Origin of the sequence: Streptomyces ferrugineus (assembly GCF_015160855.1) — a bacterium.
Taxonomy (GTDB): Bacteria; Actinomycetota; Actinomycetes; order Streptomycetales; family Streptomycetaceae; genus Streptomyces; species Streptomyces ferrugineus.
Window position 1 is genome coordinate 2,961,633 of record NZ_CP063373.1, and the last position, 25,756, is coordinate 2,987,388.

At 72.3% G+C, this 25,756-nt stretch carries 28 protein-coding genes and 1 pseudogene; 22 read left to right on the plus strand and 7 right to left on the minus strand.

The genetic code is table 11. The features are described 5' to 3' along the window. Positions 1 to 206: 206 nt before the first annotated feature. The 12 genes and pseudogenes from IM697_RS13515 to IM697_RS13565 all read left to right on the plus strand — a co-directional run bounded on the left by IM697_RS13515 (position 207) and on the right by IM697_RS13565 (position 10,469). A complete protein-coding gene (locus tag IM697_RS13515) occupies positions 207 to 1,346 on the plus strand; it encodes a ParA family protein (protein WP_194047913.1) in 1,140 nt (379 codons plus the stop codon). Further along, on the plus strand, positions 1,331 to 1,951 hold the full coding sequence (locus tag IM697_RS13520) for a hypothetical protein (protein WP_194047915.1): 621 nt from the start codon (positions 1,331 to 1,333) through the stop codon (positions 1,949 to 1,951). The genes IM697_RS13515 and IM697_RS13520 overlap by 16 nt, the downstream gene beginning before the upstream one ends. An 18-nt stretch (positions 1,952 to 1,969) precedes the next feature. Then, positions 1,970 to 3,226 (plus strand): segregation and condensation protein A, encoded by a 1,257-nt coding sequence (locus tag IM697_RS13525; RefSeq protein ID WP_194047917.1) that lies wholly within the window; start codon positions 1,970 to 1,972, stop codon positions 3,224 to 3,226. Continuing rightward, positions 3,223 to 3,906, plus strand: a complete 684-nt coding sequence (gene scpB, locus IM697_RS13530) for an SMC-Scp complex subunit ScpB (RefSeq protein WP_194047919.1) — start codon at positions 3,223 to 3,225, stop codon at positions 3,904 to 3,906. The genes IM697_RS13525 and scpB overlap by 4 nt, the downstream gene beginning before the upstream one ends. Next, positions 3,906 to 4,985 carry a pseudouridine synthase gene (locus IM697_RS13535; protein ID WP_194047921.1) on the plus strand — a complete coding sequence of 360 codons (1,080 nt, stop codon included), beginning with the start codon at positions 3,906 to 3,908 and terminating at the stop codon, positions 4,983 to 4,985. Before scpB ends, IM697_RS13535 begins: the two co-directional genes overlap by 1 nt. A gap of 111 nt (positions 4,986 to 5,096) precedes the next feature. Next, positions 5,097 to 5,384, plus strand: a complete 288-nt coding sequence (locus tag IM697_RS45685) for a sigma factor (RefSeq protein WP_322734554.1) — start codon at positions 5,097 to 5,099, stop codon at positions 5,382 to 5,384. Between the two features lie 7 nt (positions 5,385 to 5,391). Continuing rightward, complete coding sequence (locus tag IM697_RS13540) at positions 5,392 to 6,060, plus strand: RNA polymerase subunit sigma-70 (protein ID WP_322734575.1); 669 nt, start codon at positions 5,392 to 5,394, stop codon at positions 6,058 to 6,060. Next, positions 6,057 to 6,602: a TIGR03086 family metal-binding protein gene (locus tag IM697_RS13545; RefSeq protein WP_194047923.1), complete on the plus strand. Its 546-nt coding sequence runs from the start codon at positions 6,057 to 6,059 to the stop codon at positions 6,600 to 6,602. The genes IM697_RS13540 and IM697_RS13545 overlap by 4 nt, the downstream gene beginning before the upstream one ends. A gap of 53 nt (positions 6,603 to 6,655) precedes the next feature. After that, the gene (locus tag IM697_RS13550; RefSeq protein ID WP_194047925.1) at positions 6,656 to 8,068 is read left to right on the plus strand and encodes an MFS transporter; all 1,413 of its coding nucleotides are present in this window, start codon (positions 6,656 to 6,658) and stop codon (positions 8,066 to 8,068) included. Between the two features lie 62 nt (positions 8,069 to 8,130). Next, entirely contained in the window at positions 8,131 to 8,877 is a 747-nt protein-coding gene (locus IM697_RS13555) for an NUDIX hydrolase (RefSeq protein ID WP_194047927.1), read from the plus strand. Continuing rightward, on the plus strand, positions 8,874 to 9,896 hold the full coding sequence (locus tag IM697_RS13560; RefSeq protein ID WP_194047929.1) for an ADP-ribosylglycohydrolase family protein: 1,023 nt from the start codon (positions 8,874 to 8,876) through the stop codon (positions 9,894 to 9,896). Before IM697_RS13555 ends, IM697_RS13560 begins: the two co-directional genes overlap by 4 nt. A gap of 3 nt (positions 9,897 to 9,899) precedes the next feature. Then, positions 9,900 to 10,469 (plus strand): annotated as a pseudogene (locus tag IM697_RS13565) (DNA polymerase beta superfamily protein). Here the strand turns inward: IM697_RS13565 and IM697_RS13570 are convergent. Together IM697_RS13570 and IM697_RS13575 are read right to left on the minus strand one after the other, a co-directional pair. Beyond that, on the minus strand, positions 10,395 to 11,138 hold the full coding sequence (locus tag IM697_RS13570) for a nucleotidyltransferase domain-containing protein (RefSeq protein ID WP_194047930.1): 744 nt from the start codon (positions 11,136 to 11,138) through the stop codon (positions 10,395 to 10,397). The pseudogene IM697_RS13565 and the gene IM697_RS13570 sit on opposite strands and share 75 nt — an antisense overlap. 22 nt (positions 11,139 to 11,160) lie before the next feature. Then, positions 11,161 to 11,571: a Rieske (2Fe-2S) protein gene (locus tag IM697_RS13575; RefSeq protein WP_194047931.1), complete on the minus strand. Its 411-nt coding sequence runs from the start codon at positions 11,569 to 11,571 to the stop codon at positions 11,161 to 11,163. 265 nt (positions 11,572 to 11,836) lie between these two features. On the opposite strand from IM697_RS13575, the gene aroH reads away from it, so the two are divergent. The 5 genes from aroH (at position 11,837) to der (ending at position 16,277) form a co-directional block, all read left to right on the plus strand. Next, positions 11,837 to 12,199: a chorismate mutase gene (gene aroH, locus IM697_RS13580; RefSeq protein WP_194047932.1), complete on the plus strand. Its 363-nt coding sequence runs from the start codon at positions 11,837 to 11,839 to the stop codon at positions 12,197 to 12,199. Continuing rightward, on the plus strand, positions 12,196 to 13,281 hold the full coding sequence (locus IM697_RS13585; protein WP_194047933.1) for a prephenate dehydrogenase: 1,086 nt from the start codon (positions 12,196 to 12,198) through the stop codon (positions 13,279 to 13,281). The genes aroH and IM697_RS13585 overlap by 4 nt, the downstream gene beginning before the upstream one ends. A gap of 109 nt (positions 13,282 to 13,390) precedes the next feature. Next, complete coding sequence (gene cmk, locus IM697_RS13590) at positions 13,391 to 14,077, plus strand: (d)CMP kinase (RefSeq protein WP_194047934.1); 687 nt, start codon at positions 13,391 to 13,393, stop codon at positions 14,075 to 14,077. A 53-nt stretch (positions 14,078 to 14,130) separates the two neighbouring features. Beyond that, the gene (locus IM697_RS13595; protein WP_228044942.1) at positions 14,131 to 14,718 is read left to right on the plus strand and encodes a lysophospholipid acyltransferase family protein; all 588 of its coding nucleotides are present in this window, start codon (positions 14,131 to 14,133) and stop codon (positions 14,716 to 14,718) included. 80 nt (positions 14,719 to 14,798) lie between these two features. Beyond that, entirely contained in the window at positions 14,799 to 16,277 is a 1,479-nt protein-coding gene (gene der / locus IM697_RS13600; RefSeq protein ID WP_194047936.1) for a ribosome biogenesis GTPase Der, read from the plus strand. Between the two features lie 66 nt (positions 16,278 to 16,343). Here the strand turns inward: der and IM697_RS13605 are convergent, their stop codons facing one another. Continuing rightward, positions 16,344 to 16,697, minus strand: a complete 354-nt coding sequence (locus IM697_RS13605; RefSeq protein WP_194047937.1) for a hypothetical protein — start codon at positions 16,695 to 16,697, stop codon at positions 16,344 to 16,346. Positions 16,698 to 16,790: 93 nt separating this feature from the next. After that, positions 16,791 to 17,573, minus strand: a complete 783-nt coding sequence (locus IM697_RS13610) for a hypothetical protein (protein ID WP_194047938.1) — start codon at positions 17,571 to 17,573, stop codon at positions 16,791 to 16,793. A gap of 538 nt (positions 17,574 to 18,111) precedes the next feature. Here IM697_RS13610 and IM697_RS13615 point away from each other — a divergent pair. Together IM697_RS13615 and IM697_RS13620 are read left to right on the plus strand one after the other, a co-directional pair. After that, a complete protein-coding gene (locus IM697_RS13615) occupies positions 18,112 to 18,795 on the plus strand; it encodes a LysM peptidoglycan-binding domain-containing protein (RefSeq protein ID WP_194047939.1) in 684 nt (227 codons plus the stop codon). Between the two features lie 104 nt (positions 18,796 to 18,899). Next, entirely contained in the window at positions 18,900 to 19,433 is a 534-nt protein-coding gene (locus IM697_RS13620; protein WP_194047940.1) for a transglycosylase family protein, read from the plus strand. On the opposite strand, the gene IM697_RS13625 is transcribed toward IM697_RS13620, so the two are convergent. From IM697_RS13625 to IM697_RS13635, 3 genes are read right to left on the minus strand one after another with little or no spacing between them, the layout of a single operon-like run. Then, positions 19,363 to 20,046, minus strand: a complete 684-nt coding sequence (locus tag IM697_RS13625; RefSeq protein WP_194047941.1) for an ATP-binding cassette domain-containing protein — start codon at positions 20,044 to 20,046, stop codon at positions 19,363 to 19,365. The two genes, IM697_RS13620 and IM697_RS13625, sit on opposite strands and share 71 nt — an antisense overlap. Further along, positions 20,043 to 22,775, minus strand: a complete 2,733-nt coding sequence (locus IM697_RS13630) for an ABC transporter permease subunit (RefSeq protein WP_194047942.1) — start codon at positions 22,773 to 22,775, stop codon at positions 20,043 to 20,045. Before IM697_RS13630 ends, IM697_RS13625 begins: the two co-directional genes overlap by 4 nt. After that, complete coding sequence (locus IM697_RS13635) at positions 22,775 to 23,251, minus strand: hypothetical protein (protein WP_194047943.1); 477 nt, start codon at positions 23,249 to 23,251, stop codon at positions 22,775 to 22,777. The genes IM697_RS13630 and IM697_RS13635 overlap by 1 nt, the downstream gene beginning before the upstream one ends. 165 nt (positions 23,252 to 23,416) lie before the next feature. On the opposite strand from IM697_RS13635, the gene IM697_RS13640 reads away from it, so the two are divergent. The 3 genes from IM697_RS13640 (at position 23,417) to IM697_RS13650 (ending at position 25,753) form a co-directional block, all read left to right on the plus strand. Next, positions 23,417 to 23,962 (plus strand): MTB12 C-terminal domain-containing protein, encoded by a 546-nt coding sequence (locus IM697_RS13640; RefSeq protein WP_194047944.1) that lies wholly within the window; start codon positions 23,417 to 23,419, stop codon positions 23,960 to 23,962. After that, positions 23,937 to 25,235: an ABC transporter substrate-binding protein gene (locus IM697_RS13645; protein WP_194047945.1), complete on the plus strand. Its 1,299-nt coding sequence runs from the start codon at positions 23,937 to 23,939 to the stop codon at positions 25,233 to 25,235. Before IM697_RS13640 ends, IM697_RS13645 begins: the two co-directional genes overlap by 26 nt. A gap of 71 nt (positions 25,236 to 25,306) precedes the next feature. After that, positions 25,307 to 25,753 carry a hypothetical protein gene (locus IM697_RS13650; protein ID WP_194047946.1) on the plus strand — a complete coding sequence of 149 codons (447 nt, stop codon included), beginning with the start codon at positions 25,307 to 25,309 and terminating at the stop codon, positions 25,751 to 25,753. Positions 25,754 to 25,756: the final 3 nt, after the last annotated feature.

Sequence of the window (25,756 nt, forward strand, 5' to 3'; positions counted from 1 at the left end):
CGTACGCCCTTGACAGCGCGATGTTTCATTGTCGACACATCTGCCCGGTCCGGCGGATTGTGTTGCTGCGGACCGCCGACACGCCATAGAGTCGCCAACCGTCGGCATGGTGCCACGCTGACCTGTCTAGAAGTTTCCTGGTCACCAAGGAGGTAAGACGACTTGTGAATGAGTCGACATTTTCTCCCGGGGGTGGTCAACCAGGAATGCCGGTACGGGGCCAGGGCCCCACGGGGTTCGAGGCTGTCGGCTCCGTCGCGGTGCGCACCTTCGCAGCCCACCAGAGTCACCCGACCCCCCAAGCGGTGACCCAGCCAGCACACATGAGCATGGATGGCCATCACGTGAACGCCATGGCCGGCGACGGAAGTGGCGCGCCCCACAACCACTTCGCCGACTACGACGAACTGCCCGAAGGGCACTTCTACGACCCCGACGCGGAGTACGAGCCCGACCCCGAGTACGCGGCCACGCTCGCGCCCGACGCTGCCCGCCAGCGCCGCGAGCGCATCGGCCCGACCGGGCGCCCGCTGCCGTACTTCCCGATTCCGGGCCCGCTGACGGACCACGGCCCCGCGAAGATCATCGCGATGTGCAACCAGAAGGGCGGCGTCGGCAAGACGACGTCGACCATCAACCTGGGTGCTGCGCTCGCGGAATACGGACGCCGGGTCCTGCTCGTCGACTTCGACCCCCAGGGCGCGCTCTCGGTCGGTCTCGGCGTCAACCCGATGGAGCTCGACCTCACCGTCTACAACCTGCTCATGGAGCGGGGCATGTCGGCGGACGAGGTGCTCCTGAAGACGGCGGTGCCCAACATGGACCTGCTGCCGAGCAACATCGACCTGTCGGCCGCCGAGGTCCAGCTGGTCAGCGAGGTCGCGCGCGAGTCGACGCTGCAGCGCGCCCTGAAGCCGCTGCTGCCCGACTACGACTTCATCGTGATCGACTGCCAGCCCTCGCTCGGCCTGCTCACGGTGAACGCGCTGACGGCCGCCCACAAGGTGATCGTGCCGCTGGAGTGCGAGTTCTTCGCGCTGCGTGGTGTGGCGCTGCTGACCGAGACCATCGAGAAGGTCCAGGAGCGGCTCAACCCGGAGCTGGAGCTCGACGGCATCCTCGCCACGATGTACGACTCGCGCACCGTGCACAGCCGTGAGGTGCTCGCGCGTGTCGTCGAGGCGTTCGACGACCACGTCTACCACACGGTCATCGGGCGCACGGTCCGCTTCCCGGAGACCACGGTCGCCGGCGAGCCGATCACCACCTACGCCTCCAACTCCGTCGGTGCCGCCGCCTACCGCCAGCTCGCCAGGGAGGTGCTCGCCCGGTGTCACGCCGAGTGAGTCTGCCGGGGGCCGACGAACTGTTCCGCACGACAGGGGGTATGGCGCTCCAGCCGTCCACTCCCCGGCGCCCGGCCAACGGCGAGGCCCGGGTGCCGGCTCCCGCGGGGGAGAGCGACGCCGCCGCTGCCGCCGAGGACGCGCCGCAGTCGGTGCCCGTGCAGGGCGGTGACGGCGACGGCGCGGAACATGCGGCGGCCGACGCGGAGTCGGCCGACGCCGGTGAGTCGCGCAGCCGGTCGGCTGCGGCGGAGCGTTCCGGGCGACGTCAGGGGGCGCAGGAAGGTTCTGCCGCGAATGCCTCCGGCGGTGCCGCGGCGTCCGGGCCCGCCGCCTCTGCCGCGTCCGGCGCCGCGCCGCGCAAGCGGGGGCGGGGCGGGACGCGTCGGCCCAGTGGGCGCGAACGGCACGACGAGAAGATCACCGTGTACGTCTCCGCCGAGGAGCTCATGGATCTGGAGCACGCCCGTCTGGTGCTGCGTGGCGAGCATGGCCTGGCCGTCGACCGCGGGCGGATTGTCCGGGAAGCGGTGGCCGTGGTGCTCGCGGATCTGGAGACCCGAGGAGACGCCAGCATCCTCGTACGACGGCTTCGCGGGCGGTAGCGGTAGCCTGCGGGGGCCATGACCTCGAACGACGTTCCCGCCTCGGCCTCCGGCGCAGCAGCCGGTCGGCGGCGTGCTCTGGGCCGAGGGCCGGGGGCGGCGCCTGTGGCTTCGTCGGTTGAGCCGGTTTCCTCGCCTCCTGCGGAGAGCCCGTCGGTGGCTGAGGTCGAGTCCCCGGCTGAGCCCGGTGGGCCGTTGTGCTCACCCGTTCCTCCCCCAGTGCCTGAAGGGCCTGGGGGGACCCCCAGCGGAACGCCTGCCCACAACGGCGGCGGCGACGATGCGGAGCCGCCCGCTGCGGAACCGGAAGAGCCGACGGCCGACCAGCCGGAGGGCGACGACTCCCGAAAGCCTGACGGCCTCCAAGAGCCCGACGTCCGCCGAGAGCCCGACGTCCCCCGAGAGCCCGACGTCCCCCGAGAGCCCGACGGCCTCCAGGAGCCCGACGCCCCCCAAGAGCCCGACGACGGTGTCTTCAAGGTTCGGCTGTCCAACTTCGAGGGGCCCTTCGATCTCCTCCTCCAGTTGATCTCCAAGCACAAGCTCGACGTCACCGAAGTCGCGTTGTCCAAGGTGACCGACGAGTTCATGGCGTACATCAGGGCGATGGGGCCGGACTGGGACCTGGACGAGACGACCGAGTTCCTCGTCGTCGCGGCGACCCTGCTCGATCTCAAGGCGGCCCGGCTGCTGCCGTCCGCCGAGGTGGAGGACGAGGCCGACCTGGCCCTCCTCGAAGCCCGGGACCTGTTGTTCGCGCGGCTGCTGCAGTACCGGGCGTACAAGCAGATCGCCGACATCTTCAGCCGGCGGCTGGACGACGAGGCCCGGCGCTATCCGCGGACCGTCGGGCTCGAACCGCATCATGCCGAGCTGTTGCCCGAGGTCGTCATCAGCATCGGGGCGGAAGGATTCGCCAAGCTCGCGGTGAAGGCGATGCAGCCCAAGCCGAAGCCGCAGGTCTACGTCGATCACATCCACGCGCCGCTGGTGAGCGTGCAGGAGCAGGCGGGAATCGTCGTCGCCAGGTTGAAGGAGCTGGGGGAGGCCAGTTTCCAGGACCTCGTCCGGGACACCGACGACACCCTCACCGTCGTAGCGCGATTTCTGGCGCTGCTGGAGCTGTACCGCGAGAAGGCCGTCGCTCTCGACCAGGAGACCGCGCTCGGTGAGCTTCTCGTGCGCTGGACCGGTGGGGACGGGGATGACGCGCCCCTGGTGACCGACGAGTTCGACCGGCCGCCCGAGCAGCCCAAGGAGGAGAAGAAGGCGTGAGTGAGGAGACCACCGAGCTTCCGGCCGGGCTGCGCGGCGTCGCGGACCTCGACCTCAAGCCCGCCCTGGAGGCGATGCTGATGGTCGTGGACGAGCCCGCGACCGAGGAGCATCTCGCGAAGCTGCTGGAGCGGCCCAAGCGGCAGATCGCCAAGGCCCTCAGGGAGCTCGCCGACGACTACCTCGCGCAGGGCCGCGGCTTCGAGCTGCGGTTCGTCGCGGGCGGCTGGCGCTTCTACACCCGCCCCGAGTACGCCGCGGCCGTGGAGCGCCTCGTGCTGGAGGGGCAGACCGCCCGGCTCACCCAGGCCGCCCTGGAGACGCTGGCCGTGGTCGCGTACCGGCAGCCGGTCAGCCGCAGCAGGGTCTCGGCCGTGCGCGGAGTGAACTGCGACGGTGTCATGCGCACCCTCCTGCAGCGCGGGCTGATCGAGGAGGAGGGCACGGAACCCGAAACAGGTGCGATCCTGTACAGGACGACGAACTACTTCCTGGAGCGGATGGGCCTGCGCGGTCTGGACGAGCTCCCGGAGCTCGCGCCCTTCCTCCCGGAGGCGGAGGCGATCGAGGCCGAGACCCAGGAGGGGGTGCCGTCGTTCGACCCGGACGCTCCCGATGACGGTCCGGACACCCCGGTCGGCCGGGGTACCGACGACGTAGACGACCAGACGGAACTTTGATGCGAAGCAGCGGCAGCGGCAAGAGCGGCGGACGCGGTAACTACCGCGGTGCCGGCAACAACAGGGACCAGAAGCAGGGCGGCCAGGGTGGCCGTCCCCGCAAGCCCCGTCCCGAGGAGCGCCGCTACGACGTGGGCCCCGGGGCGACCAAGGACGGCCCGAAGTCGGGACGCGGCGCCTCCGCGCGCGGCGGCGCCAAGGGCGGGCCCAAGCAGTCCCAGCAGCAGGGCGGCGGACGCGGGCGTACGGCGCCCTCGCGCTCCCGTGAGTACGAGGCGCGGGCCGAGGAGCGCAACCGCGAGCGCTACGCCGGCAAGAAGGACGTCAAGCCGCCCAAGACCTCCCCGGGCGCCGAGCAGGAGGGCGAGCGGCTGCAGAAGGTGCTCGCGCGGGCCGGTTACGGCTCCCGGCGCGCCTGCGAGGAGCTGATCGACGAGGCCCGGGTCGAGGTCAACGGCGAGATCGTCGTCGAGCAGGGCCTGCGCGTCGACCCCGAGAAGGACGAGATCAAGGTCGACGGGCTGACCGTCGCCACGCAGTCGTACCAGTTCTTCTCGCTCAACAAGCCCGCCGGTGTCGTCTCGACCATGGAGGACCCCGAGGGCCGGCAGTGCCTCGGGGACTACGTCACCAACCGCGAGACCCGGCTCTTCCACGTCGGCCGGCTGGACACCGAGACCGAGGGCGTCATCCTGCTCACCAACCACGGCGAGCTGGCCCACCGGCTGACCCACCCCAAGTACGGCGTGAAGAAGACCTACCTCGCGCACATCGTGGGCCCGATCCCGCGCGACCTGGGCAAGAGGCTCAAGGACGGCATCCAGCTCGAGGACGGCTACGCGCGCGCGGACCACTTCCGGGTCGTCGAGCAGACCGGCAAGAACTACCTGGTCGAGGTCACCCTGCACGAGGGCCGCAAGCACATCGTGCGCCGCATGCTCGCGGAGGCCGGCTTCCCCGTCGACAAGCTGGTGCGCGTCGCCTTCGGGCCGATCACCCTGGGCGACCAGAAGTCGGGCTGGCTGCGGCGGCTGTCGAACACCGAGGTCGGGATGCTGATGCAGGAGGTCGACCTCTAGGAAGCCCGAAGCCCGAAGCCCGGTGCGTCGGCCGGGCCCGGAATCCCTCCGGGCCCGGCCGATTCGTTTTCGCCGCTCCGCCGGTCTGTATGGGTGACGGAGGGAGCGGGGATGAGTACGACCACTGCGGACCGCGACGAGTTCGTACGGCTGACGGATCCGTACCGGCGGGAGCTGCTCGCGCACTGCTACCGCATGCTGGGCTCGGTCGACGAGGCCGAGGATCTGGTGCAGGAGACGTATCTGCGGGCCTGGCGGTCCTACGGCGGCTACGAGGGCCGGGCCTCCCTGCGGACCTGGCTGCACCGGATCGCCACCAACACGTGTCTGACGGCGCTGGGGGGCCGCGCGCGACGCCCGCTGCCCTCGGGGGCTGGGCGGGCCCTCCCAGGCGCCTGAGGAGCCGCTGAGGGCCTCTGCGGCGGACGTTCCGTGGCTCCAGCCGCTGCCCGACGCGCTGCTCGACCCGGCGAGCGTCGTCGCGGCGCGCGGGAGCCTGCGCCTGGCACTGGTCGCGGCGCTGCAGCACCTGCCCGCGCGGCAGCGGGCCGTGCTGATCCTGCGGGACGTGCTGGCCTGGCGGGCGCCCGAGGTGGCCGCGCTGCTCGGCACCTCCACGGCGGCCGTGAAGAGCAGCCTCCAACGCGCGCGTGCCCGCCTCGACGAGGTGGCGCCGGACGAGGATCTCGTCGAGGAGCCCGAGGGCGCAGCCGACCGCGAGGTGCTCGACCGGTACGTGGCCGCCTTCGAGAACGCCGACGTCGACACGCTGATCGGCCTCCTCCAGGACGGCGTCGAGCTGGAGATGCCGCCCTACCTGGAGTGGTACAGCGGCAGGAAGGACGTGCTGCGGTTCCTGCGCGCGCGGGTGCACGAGAAGGGCACCCTGCGGATGCTGCGCACGCGCGCGAACGGGCAGCCGGCCGCGGCGATGTACGTACGCGACGCGGACGGGGTCTTCCGCGGCCACTCCGTGCAGGTGCTGACCGTGGCGGCGGGCTCGGTGGCCCGGATCACCGCCTTCCTCGATCCGGAGGTACTGGTCCGGTTCGGGCTGCCGAAGGAGATGCCGTGAACTCCGGGGAACTGCTGGAACGTTCGCTGGCCTATGCGCTGGGCAGCGTCGCCGAGGTCGGGCCCGCGGGCCTCGGGCGGGACACGCCCTGCGCCGAGTGGGACCTGGGGGAGCTGCTCGATCACCTCGACGACTCGCTGGAGGCGCTGTACGAGGGGCTGACGGGCGGCCGGATCGAGCTGTTCCCGCGTGCCGACCGCGCCTGTGGCTTCCGTACGCGCGCGTGCGCGGTGCTCGGCGCCTGGGCCGCCGGGCCGCCCCCCTCGACGCTGGTGGGGGAGCGGCCGCTGGACGTGCGGGTGATGGGGGCCGTGGGGGCCGTGGAGATCGCCGTGCACGGGTGGGACGTCGCCCAGGCCTGCGGCCGGCCCCGGCCCATCCCGGTCGCGCTCGCGGCCGAGCTGCTGAGCGTCGCCCGGTGCGTGGTCGCGGAGGAGGACCGCGGGGTGCGCTTCGCCGCGCCGGTCGTGGTGCCGCCACGCGCGCGTGCCGACGTGCGGCTGCTGGGCTTCCTGGGCCGCCGCGATTCCTTTCCGCGGTGAGCCTGGTCTGCCTTCCGTGAGTGACCCCTGGTGATCTCACGGAAGGCATCGTCATGACCGAGACCCTCAAGGCCCCACCTCTGCGCACCCCGCCCGCCGGACCGACGCCGGCACACCGGGTGTGGACCGTCGCCCTCGCCGGGCTCGGCGCGCTGCTGTGCTCCCTCGACGTCGTGGTCGTCGCGACCGCGCTGCCCGCCCTGCGGGCCGACTTCGGGGCGAGCCTGTCCGAGCTGGAGTGGACGATCAACGCCTACAACCTGGTCTTCGCCTGCCTCACCCTGACCGGCGCCGCCCTCGGCGACCGGTTCGGCCGACGCCGGATGTACGTCGTGGGCCTCGCCGTCTTCACCCTCGCCTCGGCCGCGGCGGCCCTCGCCCAGGGCCCCGGCCAGCTCATCGGCGCGCGCGTGCTGCAGGGCGCCGGGGCCGCCGTACTGCTGCCGCTCACGCTGACGCTCATCAGCGAGGCGTTCCCGGCGGAGAAGCGGGGCGTCGCCATCGGGATGTGGGGTGGCGTGACCGGGCTCGGCGTGGCCGCCGGGCCGGTGCTGGGCGGGGCCGTCACCGAAGGGCTGTCCTGGCAGTGGATCTTCTGGCTGAACGTGCCCCTCGGGCTCGCCATGCTGCCCCTGGCCGCCACCAGGCTGCGCGAGAGCTACGGCACCCGCCCCCAACTCGACCTGGTCGGGCTGGCGTTGGCGGCCGTGGGCCTGACGGGCCTGGCCTGGGCGCCGGTGCGCGCGCCCGAGGCCGGGTGGGGGAGCGCCGAGGTGCTGACCGCGCTGGCCGTCGGAGTCGTGTTCGTCGCGGCCTTCCTGGGCTGGGAGCGAAGCGGCGCCCGCTATCCGATGCTGCCGCTGTCCCACTTCCGGCGGCGCGGCTTCTCCACCGCCAACGCCTCCGGCTTCCTCCTGTTCGCCTCGCTGCTGGGCGCCCTGTTCATGATCACGCAGCTCTTCCAGATCGGCCTGGGCCACTCCCCGCTGGAGGCGGGCGTGCGGATCCTGGTCTGGAACGCCACGCCCCTGCTGATCGCGCCGATCGCCGGGGCGCTCGCCGACCGGTTCGGGAACCGGCCGTTCATGCTGGGCGGCCTGGCGCTCCAGGCGACCGGTCTCGCCCTGCTGGCCTGGCAGCTGGAACCCGGCGTCGGATACGGCCGCCTCGTCGCCCCGCTGATCGTCGCGGGCGTCGGCATCTCCATGGTGTTCCCGAGCGTGGCCAACGCCGTGACCTCGTCCGTCCCGCTGGGCGACGCGGGTGTCGCGGCCGGCGTCAACAACGCGCTGCGCGAGCTGGGCGGCGTCTTCGGGGTCGCCGTCGCCGCGGCCGTGTTCACCACGTACGGCGGCTACGGCTCGCCGGAGAGCTTCATCGACGGCGCCGGCGCCGCGCTGTGGGTGAGCGCGGGCGCGGCGGCCGTGGGGGCAGGGGTGGCGGCGTTCGCGCCGCGCCGGCCCTAGGGGTTGTGGCAGGGGACCCACCCCTTTTATAGTCGTACTGACTATTAAGGGGGTGGGTTCGCATGGACGACGAAAAGACCGGCTACGAAAAGACCGGCTACGACAAGTACGCGCATGAACCCTTCGCCGTCACCGCCGACCTCGCCGTCCTCACGATCCTCGACGGCGTCCTGCACGTCCTGCTCGTCGAGCGCGGACAGGAGCCGTTCAAGGGGCGCTGGGCGCTGCCCGGCGGCTTCGTGCAGCCCGACGAGTCGGCGGAGACGGCCGCCCGGCGCGAACTCGCCGAGGAGACCGGCCTGTCGGATGTGTCGGGGCTGCATCTGGAGCAGCTGCGCACCTACAGCGAGCCCGAGCGCGACCCCCGGATGCGGGTCGTGACCGTCGCCTTCACCGCACTGCTGCCCCATCCGCCCGAACCGCACGGCGGCAGCGACGCGGCGCAGGCGCGCTGGGTGCCGTACGACGAGGCGGGGCCGCTCGCCTTCGACCACGACCGGATCCTGGCCGACGCCCATGGACGGGTCGGCGCCAAGCTGGAGTACTCCAGTCTCGCCACCGCCTTCTGCCCGGACCGGTTCACGCTCGGCGAGCTGCAGCACGTCTACGAGGTGGTGTGGGGCACCGCCCTCGACCGGCCCAACTTCCGCCGCAAGGTGCTCGCCACGCCGGGCTTCGTCGAACCCGTGCCCGGCGCCGCCCGGCTCACCGGCGGCCGCGGCAAACCGGCCGCGCTGTACCGCGCCGGCACCGCCACCACCCTCCACCCGCCCCTGCTGCGGCCCACCCCGGAAGGACGCCCCGCATGACCACGACCACCGTCCGCAAGCGCGCCGCCACCGGCTCCCTGCTCGGCCTCGCCCTCGGGGACGCCCTCGGTTTCCCGACCGAGTTCAACGACGTGCCGTCGATCCTCGCCAAGTGCGGGCCATGGCGCGAGATGGAACTGCCGACGCCGGCGATCGTCACCGACGACACGCAGATGACGCTGGCGCTGGGCAAGGGGCTGCGGACGGCGATGGACCTGGGGGTGCTCGGGCCCGGCGCGATGGTGGAGCCGGTGCGGGCGGAGTTCATCGCCTGGAACCGCTCACCCGAGAACAACCGGGCCCCGGGCAACACCTGCCTCAGGGCCTGCGATCTGTTGGAGCGCACCGACCTGCCCTGGCAGGACGCAAGCCAGATCGGCTCCAAGGGCTGCGGCGCCAACATGCGCGTCGCGCCCATCGGCCTGGTCCCCGGCCTGAGCGACGAACAGCGCGCGGGCGCCGCCCAGTTGCAGTCCGCCCTCACCCACGGGCACCCGACGGCGCTCGCCGCCTCCGACCTGACCGCGCACGCCGTACGCCTCCTCGCACAGGGCGCCGAGCCGACCGGACTGGTCGGGCTGCTGCGGTCGTACGCCTACGAGAACCGCAGCCACTACCACGAGCGCTGGCTCGGCGACCTGTGGACGCGCGGCCAGGACCCGACGCCCGAGCACTTCATCGCGCGCGGCTGGGACGAGTGCCTGGCGATCCTGGACCGGCTCCAGCAGGCCGTGCGCACCGCCTCGCCCGAGACCGACCCGTGCCGGGCGACGGGCGAGGGCTGGATCGCGGAGGAGGCCATGGCCACGGGTCTGCTGTGCTTCCTGTGGTTCGTCGACGAGCCGCTGACGGCCCTGCGCCGGGCCGCCTGCACCTCCGGCGACTCGGACTCGATCGCATGCCTGGCCGGCGCGTTCGCGGGCGCCTACCTGGGGGCCGACGCCTGGCCCACCGAGTGGGCGGACCGGATCGAGTACCGGGGGGACCTGCTGACCCTCGGCGCGCTCTGGGACGCTTGACGGATGATCGACGCCCTGGACATCGACTTCGGACCCGTCGTCGCGCGACTCGAGACACGGTCGTGGATTTGGGACCGGGACGGCGTCGAGATGGACCTGGTCACCCACGACCCGCGCAGGTTCGTACGGCTGATGCTGCGCCGTAACGGCTATGTGCTGGAGCAGTTGCTGTCGCCGCTCGTCGTGCACACCACCGACGCCCACCGGGAGCTCGCTGAGCTCGCGCCCGGTGGGCTCACCAGCCACCACGCCCACCACTACCGGGCCCCGCGGAGCGGCTGATGGCAACGCGCCACCATGCAGTGGAGGCTGTTCGAGAAGACCGGCGAGCAGGCACATCTGCCCACATTGCTCGGCGAAGTCGCCGCACCCGGCTATCTGCCTGAGCTGATCGCGGCGAAGGCGGAGCGCGAGTGCGGGGCCGCCGGCATCGTCCACGCGCGTGTGGCGGCCGACGTGGAGCGGCTGCACGGCGCGCTGGACGAGGCGCAGGCGGCCTCAGCCCTGCCCGACGCCCCCAGTGCCTACGACGCCCTGCACGCCTTCGTCGTACGGACCCGGCTGGAGGGCTGAGGCGCGGCGCACCCGGACGAGGAAGTCCTCCACGCGGCGCCGGTCCGGCTCGGCCGGGAGCGGGCTGGCGTGGCCGGCCTCCTCGGCCTCGCCCGCGAGGCGGGTCATCCGGGACTGCACCTCCGGCCAGGGCACCTCGCCGCGCTTGACCGCCAGCAGGGGCTCGCGCTCCTCGCCCACGTCGAGCGTCAGGCGGCCGGTGCGCAGCAGGTCGCGGGCGCTCGCCAGGAGGCGCAGGAGGTGCATCGCGTGCTTCCAGCGCGGGGCGCCATGGGCGCGGAGATCGGCCTCCAGCTTCCTGCGCTGGCCCAGCGCATAGCGCGTGAACGTCTCGTGGGCCCGGCGGGACAGGAACGCCCCGCGCAGGTCGAGCAGCTCGCGGCCCGTGTCGTCGACGTACTCCACGAGCGGGGAGTGCAGGCACTCCAGGATGTTCGGATTGGCGCGCAGGGCCAGCTCGCAGAAGCGCTCCAGCTCCCAGCTGAACTGCTCGGCCAGCGGGCCGTCGATGTGCGTCGGCGGCTTCTCGAAGCGCCAGAAGAGGGGCGTGGGGGCGAGGAACACGCCCCGGCGGTCGGTGTCGCTGTCGTCCGTCGCCAGACCGAAGGCGCGCGAGCCCATCACACAGGCGTAGATCGTGTGGTCGCGTACCAGGGTCTCGCGGTGCATGCCCGGGAGCGTACGCGGCGGATCACGCCAGGCGGATCGAATTTCCGTCCACGGTGATCTTCTTCTCCGGCAGCGGCCTCGTCGCCGGCGGGTTGGCGACCGAACCGTCCGCGATGTCGAACTTGCTGCCGTGGCAGGCGCAGTTGATCGTGCCGTCCGCGACAGTGGCGACCGTGCACTGCTGATGTGTGCAGATGGCCGAGAACGCCTTGAACTCGCCGGACTTCGGCTGGGTCACGACCACCTTCTCGGCCTTGAGGATCGTGCCGCCGCCCACCGGGACGTCGGCCGTGGTGGTCAGTTCCTGGCCGGGGGAGGCGCTCGAGGCCGTGTCGCCCCCGTCGCCGGAGTCGCCGCAGCCCGCGACGAGCGCGGCCGCACCCGTTGCGCCGGTCGCGATGAGAAGGGTGCGCCGGGTCGGACGGTAGGTCATGTCGTCACTCCGAAAGTGCGGAAGAAGCGAGAGCGCGGAAGAAGCGAGAGTGCGCAGGTGAGCCGGACAGCATCCTCGCACCGAAAGCACCGAAGAAGAAGCAACCGGGATGGAGTGCCAGAAAACGCGCGAATCGCATCGGCCCGGAGCCGGCCGTCCCGAGCGTGGGGTGTCTCAGCGGGCGGGCGAGCCGCGTCCGCCGGAGCCGGGCTGACTAGGCTGGACAGTCGTAGAACCGATCCGTACATCAGCAAGGAGCAGCGCCGTGGCGGTACGAGCGGTCCGGGGGGCCGTCCAACTGGAGCGGGACGAGTCCGGCCACATGGACGAGCAGGTCGGGGCCCTCCTCACCGCGATCCTGGAGCGGAACGGCCTGGCCGCGGACGACCTGATCAGCATCTGGTTCACGGCCACCCCCGATCTGCACAGCGACTTCCCGGCGGCCGCCGCCCGCAAGCTCGGCATCGTCGACGTCCCGCTGATCTGCGCCCAGGAACTGGACATCGAGGGCGCCATGCCCCGGGTCGTCCGTGTCCTCGCGCACATCGAGTCCGACCGGCCCCGCGCCGACATCGCGCATGTCTACCTCGGTGCCGCCGCCGCTCTGCGCAAGGACATCGCCCAGTGAGAACCGCACTCGTCATCGGCACCGGCCTCATCGGCACGTCCGCCGCACTGGCGCTCGCCGCGCGCGGTGTCGTCGTCCACCTCGCCGACCACGACCCGGAGCAGGCCCGTACGGCGGCCGCGCTCGGCGCCGGGACGGACGAGGCCCCCGACGGGCCCGTCGACCTCGCGATCATCGCCGCCCCGCCCGCGCACGTGGCCGGGGTGCTCGCCGACGCCATGCGCCGGGACGTGGCCCGCGGCTACCTCGACGTGGCCAGCGTCAAGGGCGGGCCGCGGCGGGAGCTGGAGGCGCTCGGTCTCGATCTGTCGTCGTACATCGGCACGCACCCCATGTCCGGCCGGGAGAAGTCCGGCCCGCTGGCCGCCAGCGCCGACCTCTTCGAGGGCCGGCCCTGGGTGCTCACCCCCACCCGTGACACCGACACCGAGGTGCTGAACCTCGCCCTGGAACTGGTCTCGCACTGCCGTGCCGTGCCCGTGGTGATGGAGGCCGACGCCCACGACCGCGCGGTCGCCCTCGTCTCCCACATGCCCCATCTGGTGTCCAGCATGGTCGCCGCGCGGCTGGAGAGCGCCGAGGAGGCGGCCGTACGGCTGTGCGGCCAGGGCATTCGGGACGTGACCCGGATCGCCGCCTCCGACCCCCGGATGTGGATCGACATCCTCTCCGCGAACCCCGGGCCCGTCGCCGACCTGCTCACCGACGTCGCCGGCGATCTGGAGGAGACGGTGCGGGCGCTGCGGGCGCTGCAGTCGTCCGACGAGGCCAAGCGGGTCGAGGGCACGGCCGGGATCGAGGACGTGCTGCGGCGCGGCAACGCCGGACAGGTGCGGGTGCCCGGCAAGCACGGGGCCGCTCCACGGGTCTACGAGGTCGTCGCCGTGCTCATCGACGACCAGCCGGGACAGCTCGCGCGGATCTTCGCGGACGCCGGGCGGGCCGGGGTCAACATCGAGGACGTGCGCATCGAGCATGCGACGGGCCAGCAGGCCGGTCTGGTGCAGCTGATGGTGGAGCCGAAGACGGCGCCGGTGCTCAGCGCCGCGCTGCGGGAGCGGGGCTGGTCGATCCGGCAGTAGCCGGGGCGACCCGGCCCGGCCGGACGAGTGACACGAACCCAGTAACCTTGTGCGGGGCACCCTCGCGTCCCCACACTCCCGCCACACCGCACCAGGAAGGTGTCCACCCGTGGAAAACGGTGCCGCCAAGCCCGTGATTGTCGCCATCGACGGCCCCTCCGGCACGGGCAAGTCGAGCACGTCGAAGGCCGTCGCCGCGCAGCTCGGGCTGAGCTATCTCGACACCGGCGCCCAGTACCGGGCGATCACCTGGTGGATGGTGAGCAACGGCATCGACATCGAGGACCCCTCCGCGATCGCCGCCGTGGCCGGCAAGCCCGAGATCGTCTCCGGCACCGACCCGGCCAACCCGACGATCACCGTCGACGGCACCGATGTCGCCGGCCCGATCCGCACCCAGGAGGTCACCTCCCAGGTCAGCGCGGTGAGCGCGGTGCCGGAGGTGCGTGCGCGGATCACCGAGCTGCAGCGCTCGCTGGCCACCTCCGCCGAGTACGGCATCGTCGTCGAGGGCCGTGACATCGGTACGACCGTGCTGCCCGACGCCGACCTGAAGATCTTCCTCACCGCGTCGCCGGAGGCGCGGGCCGCCCGCCGCAGCGGTGAGCTCAAGGGCGCCGACGTCCACAGCACCCGTGAGGCCCTGATCAAGCGCGACGCGGCCGACTCCAGCCGCAAGACCTCGCCGCTCGCCAAGGCGGACGACGCGGTCGAGGTGGACACCACCGAGCTCACGCTGCCGCAGGTCATCGAGTGCGTCGTCACGCTCGTCGAGGAGAAGCGAGCCGCGAAGTGAGTGTTCCTTCCGAGCGGGGTGCCGACGTCGGGCGGCGCATCGGCGTCGGCCTGATGTACGGGCTGTGGCGGCCCCGTGTCCTGGGCTCCTGGAAGGTGCCCGCGACCGGGCCGGTGATCCTCGCGGTCAACCACAGCCACAACATCGACGGTCCGATGGTGATGGGCGTGGCACCCCGGCCGGTGCACTTCCTGATCAAGAGGGAAGCGTTCGTCGGCCCGCTCGACCCCTTCCTGACCGGCATCGGCCAGCTGAAGGTGGACCGTCACTCCGCCGACCGCACGGCCATCACACAGGCGCTGGACGTGCTGTCGAACGGCGGCGTCCTGGGGATATTTCCCGAGGGCACCCGCGGCGAGGGCGACTTCGCCTCGCTGCGGGCCGGCCTCGCCTACTTCGCGGTGCGCAGCGGCGCCCCGATCGTCCCGGTCGCGGTGCTGGGAAGTTCCGAGAAGCGGGGACGGTTGCTCAAGGGGCTGCCTCCGCTGCGGCACCGCGTCGACGTCGTCTTCGGCGACCCGTTCGACGCGGGCGACGGCAGCGGGCGGCGCACGCGCACGGCGCTGGACGAGGCGACCGAGCGCATCCAGAAGCAGCTCACCGAGCACCTGGAAAACGCCAGGCGGCTGACCGGCCGCTAGGCGACACTGAGTAGTGGATCAGCCGGGAGAAACCCGGGCGTTCCACCGATCACCACGATGAACTACGAGGTACGGACTTCATGAACGACCACATCCACTCCGAGGGCTCGGGCGGAGAGCACGACCACGGAGAGCTTGGCGACGCCGAGTACGCGGAGTTCATGGAGCTCGCCGCGGAAGAGGGCTTCGACCTCGAGGACGTCGAGGGTGCCATCGAGGCGGCCGGTCACGGTCCGCTGCCGGTGCTCGCCGTCGTCGGGCGGCCGAATGTCGGCAAGTCGACTCTCGTGAACCGGATCATCGGGCGCCGCGAGGCCGTCGTCGAGGACAAGCCCGGTGTCACCCGCGACCGCGTGACCTACGAGGCCGAGTGGGCGGGCCGCCGCTTCAAGGTCGTCGACACCGGCGGCTGGGAGCAGGACGTCTTCGGGATCGACGCCTCCGTGGCCGCGCAGGCCGAGTTCGCGATCGAGGCCGCCGACGCCGTCGTGTTCGTCGTCGACGCCAAGGTGGGCGCCACCGACACCGACGAGGCGGTCGTACGACTGCTGCGCAAGGCCGGCAAGCCCGTGGTGCTGTGCGCCAACAAGGTCGACGGCCCCAGCGGCGAGGCGGACGCCGCGTACCTGTGGTCCCTCGGCCTCGGTGAGCCGCACCCCGTCTCGGCCCTGCACGGCCGCGGCACCGGTGACATGCTGGACGCCGTCCTGGAGGCACTGCCGGACGCGCCGCGCGAGTCGTTCGGCGGGGGCGGCATCGGCGGCCCGCGCCGTATCGCCCTGATCGGCCGCCCGAACGTCGGCAAGTCCTCGCTGCTGAACAAGGTGGCGGGCGAGGAGCGTGTCGTCGTCAACGAACTGGCCGGCACCACCCGCGACCCGGTCGACGAGCTCATCGAACTGGGCGGCGTGACCTGGAAGTTCGTCGACACCGCGGGTATCCGCAAGCGCGTCCACCTCCAGCAGGGCGCCGACTACTACGCCTCGCTGCGCACCGCGGCCGCGGTCGAGAAGGCCGAGGTGGCGGTCATCCTGATCGACGCCTCCGAGTCCATCTCGGTCCAGGACCAGCGCATCGTCACCATGGCCGTCGAGGCGGGCCGCGCGATGGTCATCGCCTACAACAAGTGGGACACCCTCGACGAGGAGCGCCGCTACTACCTGGAGCGCGAGATCGAGACCGAGTTCGGCCAGGTCGCCTGGGCGCCCCGGGTCAATGTCTCGGCGTCCACCGGACGGCACATGGAGAAGCTGGTCCCGGCGATCGAGACGGCCCTCGCGGGCTGGGAGACCCGGGTCCCGACCGGCCGGCTGAACGCCTTCCTCGGTGAGCTGGTCGCCGCCCACCCTCACCCGATCCGCGGCGGCAAGCAGCCCCGCATCCTGTTCGGCACCCAGGCCGGCACCAAGCCCCCGCGGTTCGTGCTCTTCGCCTCCGGCTTCATCGAGGCGGGCTACCGCCGCTTCATCGAACGCCGGCTGCGCGAGGAGTTCGGCTTCGAGGGCACGCCGATCCATATCTCGGTGCGGGTGCGCGAGAAGCGCGGCAGGAAGAAGTAGCGGCAGGAAGAAAGTAAACGGACACGACGAAGGGCGGCCCCGCTGAAGGGCCGCCCTTACGTCTGCTCAGCCTCTGCGCGCCGGTGGCAGCGCGGCCGGGACATGGTGCATCCCCGAACCCTGCTGTCCGATGTGCCCGACGCGCTGCCACTGCGGCTGCTGACCGCCGTTGCCGTGCCGGGCGCTGTGCGCACCCGCGCTGTAGGCGCTGTACGAGCTGCTGAACGACCCCGGACGATGGCCGCCGTACGTGCCCGTACCGCGCTGGATGTTCCCGAACGCGACGAACCCCAGGTCCTCCTCCCCACTGCGATCACCCGGCAGCGAACGGAAGGACTTGACGTACTCGGCGTACAGCGCGTCGTAGATCGGCGTGGGCGATGGACCGCCCTGGAGGCGGGGAACGTCGTATGCATGCACGTATGTCCAAACGACCCGGCACCGGAAGGGATGCGGCTGGGCGGCGCCCTAAAGGGGCGCGGGGCTGCGTCGATGTGTGGAACGGGCGCGCTCTCACGTGCCGGCGAGCGGCAGCGCCGCCCCGACCAGCTTCCCGTTCGCCGCGGCCTTGTCCAGGGCGTCCCGCAGCAGGTCCTCCCTGGGCTGGCGCCCGATGGAGCCCACCGGCGCCGCGAACATCAGCACCTGCTGATGCTTGTTCGCGGCGGCCCGCCACCCGTCGGTCACCAGCAGCGGCTGGTGCGCCTGCCACCAGGCGACCGGCTGCCCCCCGTTGGTCCCCGGCTGCAGCACCGCGTGCAGCTGCCCCATCGCCAGCAGCACCGACCACCCGTGCAGCACCGGCGGCACATCGGCCAGCTCCGGCACCGGCATGAACCCCTGTTCGATGAGCAGCGGCAGGAAGTCGTCACCGGCGCCGGTCGCACCGGGGCGCACGATGGGCCCGGTCGGCTCGACGACGAGCGCGGGGTGCAACTCCCCGGCGATCAGCACCAGTCCGCTGGTCACGCCGAGCACGGCCTGCTCCGGCACGATCTTGTCGGGCTCCAGGTCGACCGTGTCACCGGTGATGGACTTCACGGCGCCCTGCAACTGCTCCTCGGTGACCTGGACGACCTGCGACGGCAGACAGGTGGCGTGGGCGAAGGCGAGGACGGCGGTCTCGTCCCCGATGAACAGGACGGTGCTGGTGCGCTCCTGTTCGGAATCGCCCGGGGTGCGGCAGGACGTGCAGTCGTAACTGCCGGGGGCGTTGTCTCCGGCGAGCAGCCGGTCGGCTTCCTCGTCGCCGATCTCGGCACGTACCTCGTCGCTGACGTCGAGCATGCGTGGCACGGGTGGCTCCTCGGGATGTGGTGCGTGGTGGGGCCGGGTGGCTCCCGGCCCGTGAACCGGGCGGGTCCCGGGCTCATGAAGAAGACAACGGACGATCTGTGGCGGGAGTCACGCACCACGGCGAACGGAATCGAACCATCCAGCGCGCAGGGTCACCTTGCGTGCGGAATTGCCCACTCACCGTCAAGTCCTTGGAAATCCAAGGAAGTTGGTTACGTGGGCTGTGTCACAGATCGTCAGGTTCGCTGGTCGACAAATCCGGAAATCAGCGAATGAAGTGGGTGGCCGGAAATCGCCGATACCGGGGGTAACGGCGAACTGGCCTGGAATGACAAGGAGTTGGTTGATACCGGCCGACCCATGTCCCTACATTCCTCGGCCGTGTGCAACGAGCACCGCTCGGGTACGTCCGCCGACCGCACCAGCCAGCTTGCAGCACGACCTTGCGGCGGACGGGGCGAGCGCCGCCGACGCGCCCCATGGCGTGGTCGGTGGCGTTCCGCCTTGGGGGACCCCGAGTCCTTCGAGAGGGAACTACATGTCCGAATGTGCCGATAACACTCACGACAACGCTCGGAAGACGTCGAAGGCTTCGAACGGAAGCCGGACTCGTACGACAGCGGTCCTCGCCGGGGCGGCGCTGCTCGCCCCGCTCGGACTGCTGGCCGCCACCGGCAACGCCGCAGCGGCGGACAGCGGAGTGTGGGACCGCATCGCCCAGTGCGAGAGCGGCGGCAACTGGCACATCAACACCGGCAACGGCTATTACGGCGGGCTCCAGTTCTCCGCCTCCACCTGGCGCGGATTCGGCGGTACGGCCTACGCGCCGACGGCGGACCGGGCGAGCAAGGCCCAGCAGATCGCCGTGGCCACCAAGGTCCAGCGCGCCCAGGGATGGGGCGCCTGGCCCACCTGTTCGGCCCGGGCCGGAGCCTACGGGAGCGCACCCGGTGCTCCCACGGCCGGCTCGGAGTCCTCCGCCAAGGCGGCTCCATCGACCGCGAAGGCGGCCCCGTCGACTCCGTCGCAGACGCCGGAGCGTTCGTCGGGACACACGACCCGCGATTCGTCCCGCGGTGACTACACCGTCCGCGAGGGCGACACGCTGAGCGGCATCGCCGCCCGGCACGGAACCACCTGGCAGCGGCTCCACGCCGCCAACAAGTCCGTCATCGGCGGCGATCCCGACGTCATCGTGCCCGGGCAGCGCCTCGAACTCTGAGCACGGCCCACGGGGCCCCGCCCGGTCCGCCGACCGGGTGGGGCCCTTGCGGCCATCGGACGCGCCGCACCGGTTGGCGGCAATAAGCTGCCTAGCGTGCTGATATGAAATACGCACCGCTCACGATCGCCCTGGCCGCCTCCCTGTTGACCGCAGTCACCCCAGGGACCTCGCACGCCACGCACGCGCCCCAGATGGCGCCTCCACTACCGGCCTCCGGCCCCCCTCCCAAACCCGCGTCACTGGCCTGCGCCCAGAGCCATTGGCCCTGGGGCTGTGTCGCCAAGTGCGAGAGCGGCGGCAATTGGCACATCAACACCGGCAACGGCCACTACGGCGGACTCCAGTTCTCGCAGCGGACCTGGGAGGGCTTCGGCGGGCTGAAGTACGCCCCGCGCGCGGATCTCGCCAGTCGCCAGGAGCAGATCACCATCGCCCGGAAGGTGGTGGCCGTGCAGGGCTGGGGGGCCTGGCCGCACTGCTCCCGGCGGTACGGGCTCAAGGGCCGTATGAAGTGGGAAGTACCCAGCGCCGCCGAGCACCGGTTGAACCGCGGCGCGATGCTGCTCAGGCCGAAGAGCTCGAACCGGTGGGGCGTCGCGCTGCCCGGCGCGCGAATTCACACGCCTCTCCGCTGAACACGACCGCGCCGCGCCGCAGTTCGTGGACGACTGCCGCCCGCGCCCGCAGCACGGGCGGCAGTCGTTGCTCGGCGACGACCACACACGCGTCGAGTCCGCCCAGCAACTCGTACGTCCGGGCCGCGACCGTGGGCGACATGCCCTGCGCGGGCTCGTCGACGAGCACGACACGCGCGTGTGCCAGCAGAGCGCGGGACAGCGCGAGCATGCGCTGCTCGCCGCCGGACAGGGTGCCGGCGCGGCGGACGAGGAGGGTCTTCAGCCGGGGATAGGCGTCGAGGGCGATGTCGTACGGCACACCCGCGAGTTCGAGGTTCTCGCGCACGGTGAGGGAGCCGAACACCGCCCGCCGTTCGGGGACCAGGCACAGTCCGCGGCGGGCCCGCTCGTGCGCGGGCACCCGGGTCACGTCGACGCCGTCCCACACCACCGCGCCGCCCGACAGCCGCACCGTTCCCGCCAGGGCGCGCAGGGCCGTCGTACGGCCGGACCCGTTCCGGCCCAGCAGGACGGTGAGGCCGGGGCCGGGAGCGACGACGGTGACGCCGTGGAGGGCCTCCAGGGGGCCGTAGCGCACGCGCGCGTGGCGCAGGGAGATGGCGGTCGTCATGCGGGGGCCTCCTGGGTGCCTGCCGCGTCGAGTACGCGGTCGGGTGGGCCGGAGGCGACGATGCGGCCGGCCGTCATGACGTGCACGGTGTCGGCGAGGTCGGCGACCAGGTCGAGGTCGTGCTCGACGACCAGGAGGGCCGTGCCGTCCGCGGCGAGGGCTTTCAGAACCCGGGTGAGTGCGGTGACTTCCGCCGTGTCCAGGCCGGCGGCGGGTTCGTCCAGCAGCAGCACGCGCGGGCTGCCGGCGAGGGCTCGGGCGAGTTCGACACGCCGGAGGGTGCCGGTGGGGAGATCGGCGGCGGGCAGGGAGCGTACGGGGCCGTCCAGGCCCAGGAGCCGGAGGGCTCGCTCCACGGCCGACGGGTCCTTCAGACGGCCCTGTTCGGCGCCCACACGGACGTTCTCGGCCACCGTGAGGGAGGGGAACACGGCCAGTTGCTGGAAGGTGCGGGCGACGCCTAGGCGGGTGCGGGCGTGGGCGGGCAGGTGGGTGATGTCGCGGGTGCCGAACCGGACTTGGCCGTGGGTGGGGCGGTGGGTGCCGGCCAGACAGTGGAACAGGGTGGTCTTGCCCGCGCCGTTGGGGCCGATGATCGCGGTGACCTTGCCCGGGGGGACCGTGAGGGTGACGTCGTCGAGGGCGGTGAAGGTGTCGTAGCGCGCCTGGAGGTGGTGGGCGGTGAGGACGCGGCCTTCGGCCGCGTTTGGGTTCCCACCCGTACCGCCCGTGCGGCTTTCGTCGTCGGGCGCGGGTGGCCCCTGTGGGGGGCGAGCGCCGTCGGCGGCTGCGGCGGGCCGGTCGGTTAGGTGTGTCGCTGCCGAGCCCGACGCGGTCACGCCGGTCAGAGCCCGACGGGGGGCTCGTTCCCGCCCGGGTGGGTGCAGCCGCCCGCGTACCTGCGCACCCAGCGTCGTGAGCCGCGCCCCGCGCCGCTGGCGCAGCCTCCCCGACGCCGCTCGCAGCGCCTCGTACGGTCCCCCCGGGAACCGTCCCACCAGCACCGCCAGCACCCCGATCAGCGCCGCCGCCACCCCGCCCCGGGCGCCCGCGTCGAGGCCGACCAGGAGGGCCGCCGCGATCAGGGCGCCCAGGGTGCTGTCGGCGCCGAGGACCACCACCGCGGCGAACCAGAGCAGACCGCGGACCGGGTCGTAGGCGGCGGGGTCGAAGGCGCGCAGGCCCATGCCGAGCATCCCGCCGCCGAGGGCGGCCAGGGCGGCGCCCGAGACGAAGGCCAGGAGCTTGAGCGAGGGCACCTGGACGCCCGCCGCCGACGCGCCGGACTCGTGGTCCCGCATCGCCGCCAGGGCCCGTCCCGTGCGGCCCCGGCGCAGCAGCCAGGCCGCCAGCAGGGCGGCGGCCAGGAGGCAGAGCTCCAGGACGTAGTACGCGCGGTCGCCCTCGAAGCCAGCCGGGCGGCCCAGGGACAGGCCCGCGACGGCGTACGGCTGGGCGAAGACGAAGCGGCTCACGCCGACGCCCACCGCGAACGTGGCCAGCGCCAGGGCCAGGCCCCGGCGGCTGATCGCCGGCCAGCCCGTGAGCAGGCCCAGGGGGGCCACCAGGACCACCGCCAGCGCCAGTGCCGCCAGCTCCGGCAGCCGGGGCAGGCCCGGGAAGCGCCCCGCCGCCAGCAGGGCCGTGAACAGGGCGCCCAGGCCCGCGTACGCCGCCTGGCCGAGGGAGATCTGGCCGCCGCGGCCGGTGACGACCACGAGGGACAGCAGCACCACGGCCAGCGCCGGGACCTGTACCGACGTATGCAGGTCCGAGCCCGCGAAGCCCAGGGGGAGCAGGAACAGCACGGCCGCCACGATCCAGGCGCCCGGCGGGGTCGGCACGCGCGCGGTGGCCGTGCGGGGCAGGGCGTCGCGGGTGCCGACGCCGGGCAGGGCCAGGGCCGCGATCAGCAGGGCCACCACGAAGAGGTTGGTGCCGACCGCCTGGAGCAGCGGGGCACCCCAGCCCGACGGGTGCAGACGGGTCAGCTGGCTCTGGGCCACGCCGATGGCCAGCGCCGTCACCACCGCGACCGGCAGGCTGCGCATCCGCGCGGCCACCGCGACCGCGACCACCTCCATGACCAGCAGCGGCATGCCGTACGGGTCCAGACGCAGGTACGGCGCGAGCAGTACGCCCGTCAGGCCCGCCGTGAACGAGCCGAACGCCCAGCCCGCCGCAGCCACCCGGTCCGCGTCGATACCCCCGAGGACGGCCAGCTGCCGGTCGTCCACCACGGCACGCAGCTCCCGGCCGAAGCGCGTCCAGCGGATCACCGCGCCGACCCCGGCCGCCAGCAGCAGGGCCACCGCGAGCTGACCCCACGGATCCGCCGACACCAGCTCAGGGGCGTCGTCCCGGGCCCCCTGGCCCCACAGCAGCGCCGCGCCGCCCACCAGCAGCACGAACACACCGATGGAGGCCACCAGGGTCTGCGCCGGGTCGCCGCCCAGGACCGACAGCGGACGGAAGACGAACCGTTCCAGCGCCATCCCGATCGCGGGCGCCAGGACCAGCAGTGTCACCGTCGCGCCCGCCCACAGCGGCCAGCCCCACTCCACGACGCACTGGCGCAGCACATACGCGCACAGCATCGCGATCGCCCCGTGCGCGAAGTTCAGCACGCCCGTCGCACGGTAGGTGACCACCAGGCCGATGCCGGTGAGCGCGGCGGCGCTGCCGACCGACAGACCGGCCAGGGTGAGGTCGTACGTCAGGGAGGACATCAGCCATCCGCTTCGGCGGGCTCACAGATCGGGCACGGGCCCAGTTCGCCGCTCCTCACCAGCTTCGCATCGACGGGGACGGCCTCCACCTTCCCGGCGACCAGCGGACAGTCCGCCCGGTGCCAGAGCGTGCCGCCGGGCACCATCAGCAACTCCCCGCTGACCGCGAGCGGCGCCGCGGCCGACTGCCCGGACTCCTCGGCGTCGGCCGGCTCGGCGTCCACCAGAAGGCCGTACAGCTCCTCCACGCGCGTGGCGGCGAGCGCGCCCCGGCCATGGGTCAGCAGCACCGCCCCGGCGATGATCAGCGCGGCCCCCGGCACCGTGCAGGACGCCAGGTACGGCAGCTGCCGCTCGGCGAACCGCTCGCCGGAGACGCCGTACCAGCCGATGACGCACAGCACCGCGCCGGCCGCGAGCGCGGCCCAGCCGGCCCAGAGGACGGGGTGCACGGTCCGCAGTCGGGCTGTCCGCATCGCTGGCTCCCACATGTCGGGTTCTCGTGTGCCTGCACATCGGATTTCCCGCATGTGCCCGGCCGTCTTCCAAGTCCGCCGATGGACTTGCACTATGCCTCGTGCAAGCTGACCCTGAAAGCACCGGGCGCAGCCCGCCCGAATCGACACCCGGTGGTGAGCCAGATGGTTCTCGGGAGCGACCTCAGGCGGAGCGGCGCGCGCAGGGGACGGGGGACGGCGCTGGCGGCCGCCCTGCTCCTCATCCTCGCCCCGGCCCTCGCGGCGTGCAGCGACGACGAGGGCGGCGGCGGCAACGAGACCCCGCCGACACCGACCGTCGAGCGGACCTCACCGGCCGCTTCGGCGCCCGCCGACGCGGCGGCGGCCGAGACGGAGATCAAGCAGAACTGGCAGAAGTTCTTCGACCCGAAGACCTCCCTGGAGGACAAGCGCACCGTCCTGGAGAACGGCGAGCAGATGGCGCCGGTCCTCCAGGCGTTCAGCGGCGACGAGCGCGGCGGGCAGGTCCAGGCGAAGGTCTCCAAGGTCGAGTTCACCTCGCCGACCGAGGCGGACGTGACGTACGACCTGACGCTGAAGGGCGCCACCGCCCTGCCGAACGCCGCCGGGACCGCCGTCGAGCAGGACGGCACCTGGAAGGTCTCCGCGAAGACCCTGTGCGCGCTGGTCCAGATGAGCGGCAATGGGTCGCCGATCCCGGGGTGCTGAGGCGGCGATAGCCGTGCTGGTGCTGGCTCTGAGTACGGCGTGCGGAAGCCGGCTGCCGGAGAGCGACTTCGAGCACCGCGGCCGGGGCACTCCCGCGGAGCCGGCGGACCGCGGCCCGATCCGCGTCGGCGTCATCACCAGCGCCACCAGCCCGGTCGGCGGCAACGCCTTCACCGGCCCGCGCGACGGCGCCAAGGCGTACTTCGACCGGCTCAACGCGCGCGGCGGCATCGACGGCCGCCGCGTCGAGGTGCGCCTGTGCGACGACGGCGGCAGCGGCGTCGGCAACAACGAGTGCGTGCACGAGCTGATCGACGAGGACAAGGTCGTCGCCCTGGTCGCCACCACCGCCCTGGACTACGCGGGCGCCTCGCGCGTCTCACGCGCGCGCGTGCCCGACATCGGAGGCCAGCCCATCGGGGCCGCCTACGACACCTACCCGCACCTGTACAGCATCTACGGCAGCCTCGCGCCCCGCGACGGCACCACCGGCTGGGACGGCGAGCAGTACGGCGGCACCGAGGTCTACCGCTACTTCAAGCGCGAGCACGGCGCCCGCACGGCCGCCGTCGTCTCCTACAACCAGCCCGCGTCCGCCGCCTACGCCCGGCTCGTCGAGCGGGGCCTGAAGGCCGAGGGCTACAAGGTGGTCACCGAGCAGGTCGACTTCGCGCTGCCCAACTTCCGCGCGGTCGCCGCCGATCTCAAGGAGCAGGGCGCCGACCTCGTCTTCGACGCCATCGACAGCCACGGCAACGCCCGGCTGTGCGAGGCGATGGACGACGTCGGCGCCGAGGTCACCGCCAAGGTCACGAACGTACAGAACTGGACGTCCACCGTCGCCGAGGACTACAAGGACGCCCCGCGCTGCCGCAACGCCCTGTGGGCGACCGGATCGTCCCGCAACTTCGAGGACACGGACCACGACGCCGTACGGGAGTTCCGGGACGCCACCAAAGGGCTGCGGACGCACTCCCAGTGGCAGCTCGAGGGCTGGGCGGCGGCCATGTGGTTCACGGACGCGGCCAGGTCGTGCGCGGAGTCGGACACCGGCGTCACGCGCGCGTGCGTCGACGACCACATGAACCGCAGCCAGGGATACACCGCCGACGGCCTGCTGATCCCGGTCCGGTTCGAGCGGCTGCCCGAGCCGCCCAGGAGCCGCCGGACCTGTCTGTCGGCGGCCCGCTGGGAGGACGGCCGGGGCTGGATCTCCCAGGGCGACATGAACACCACCTGCTTCGAGGTGCCGCAGCTCTCGTACGAGCCGTGACGGGCAACCAAAAGGCCGCATCGCCGGTCCAACCGACAGAGCACACAGCGCGGAGGGAGGAACCGCAGCGCATGACGCCCGTGCCGCAGGCCGCACCACTGCGCGCCGACTGCATCGCGGATTCGGCCGGCGGGCTGACCTTCGACGTCACGGCGGCGGCCGGGGCGAGCGGGCCCGCCCATCTCGTACTGCGCCACCGCGAGGGCCACGAGGAGGTCACCCTGCCTCTGACCCCGGCCACCACCGGCCGCCTGCGCGCCGCCCTGCCGAGCAGCGTGGCGCTGCCGGAGGGCCACTGGGACGCGTTCGCGCGCGTGACGGAGGGTGAGCCGCACCGTCTGATGCCGGGTGCCATGAAGGTGCACTCCCTGGCTTCTCGGGTCCCGTACGAAACCCGCCAGGGAAACCTGAGCGTCGAATGCCGGTTAGCGGCAACACCCTTAGGGGCGCGGGGAACTGCGCGACCAGCCACAATGGACCCGCAGCCGCCCGCAATCCCCGTACCCCCGAGCCATTAGGCG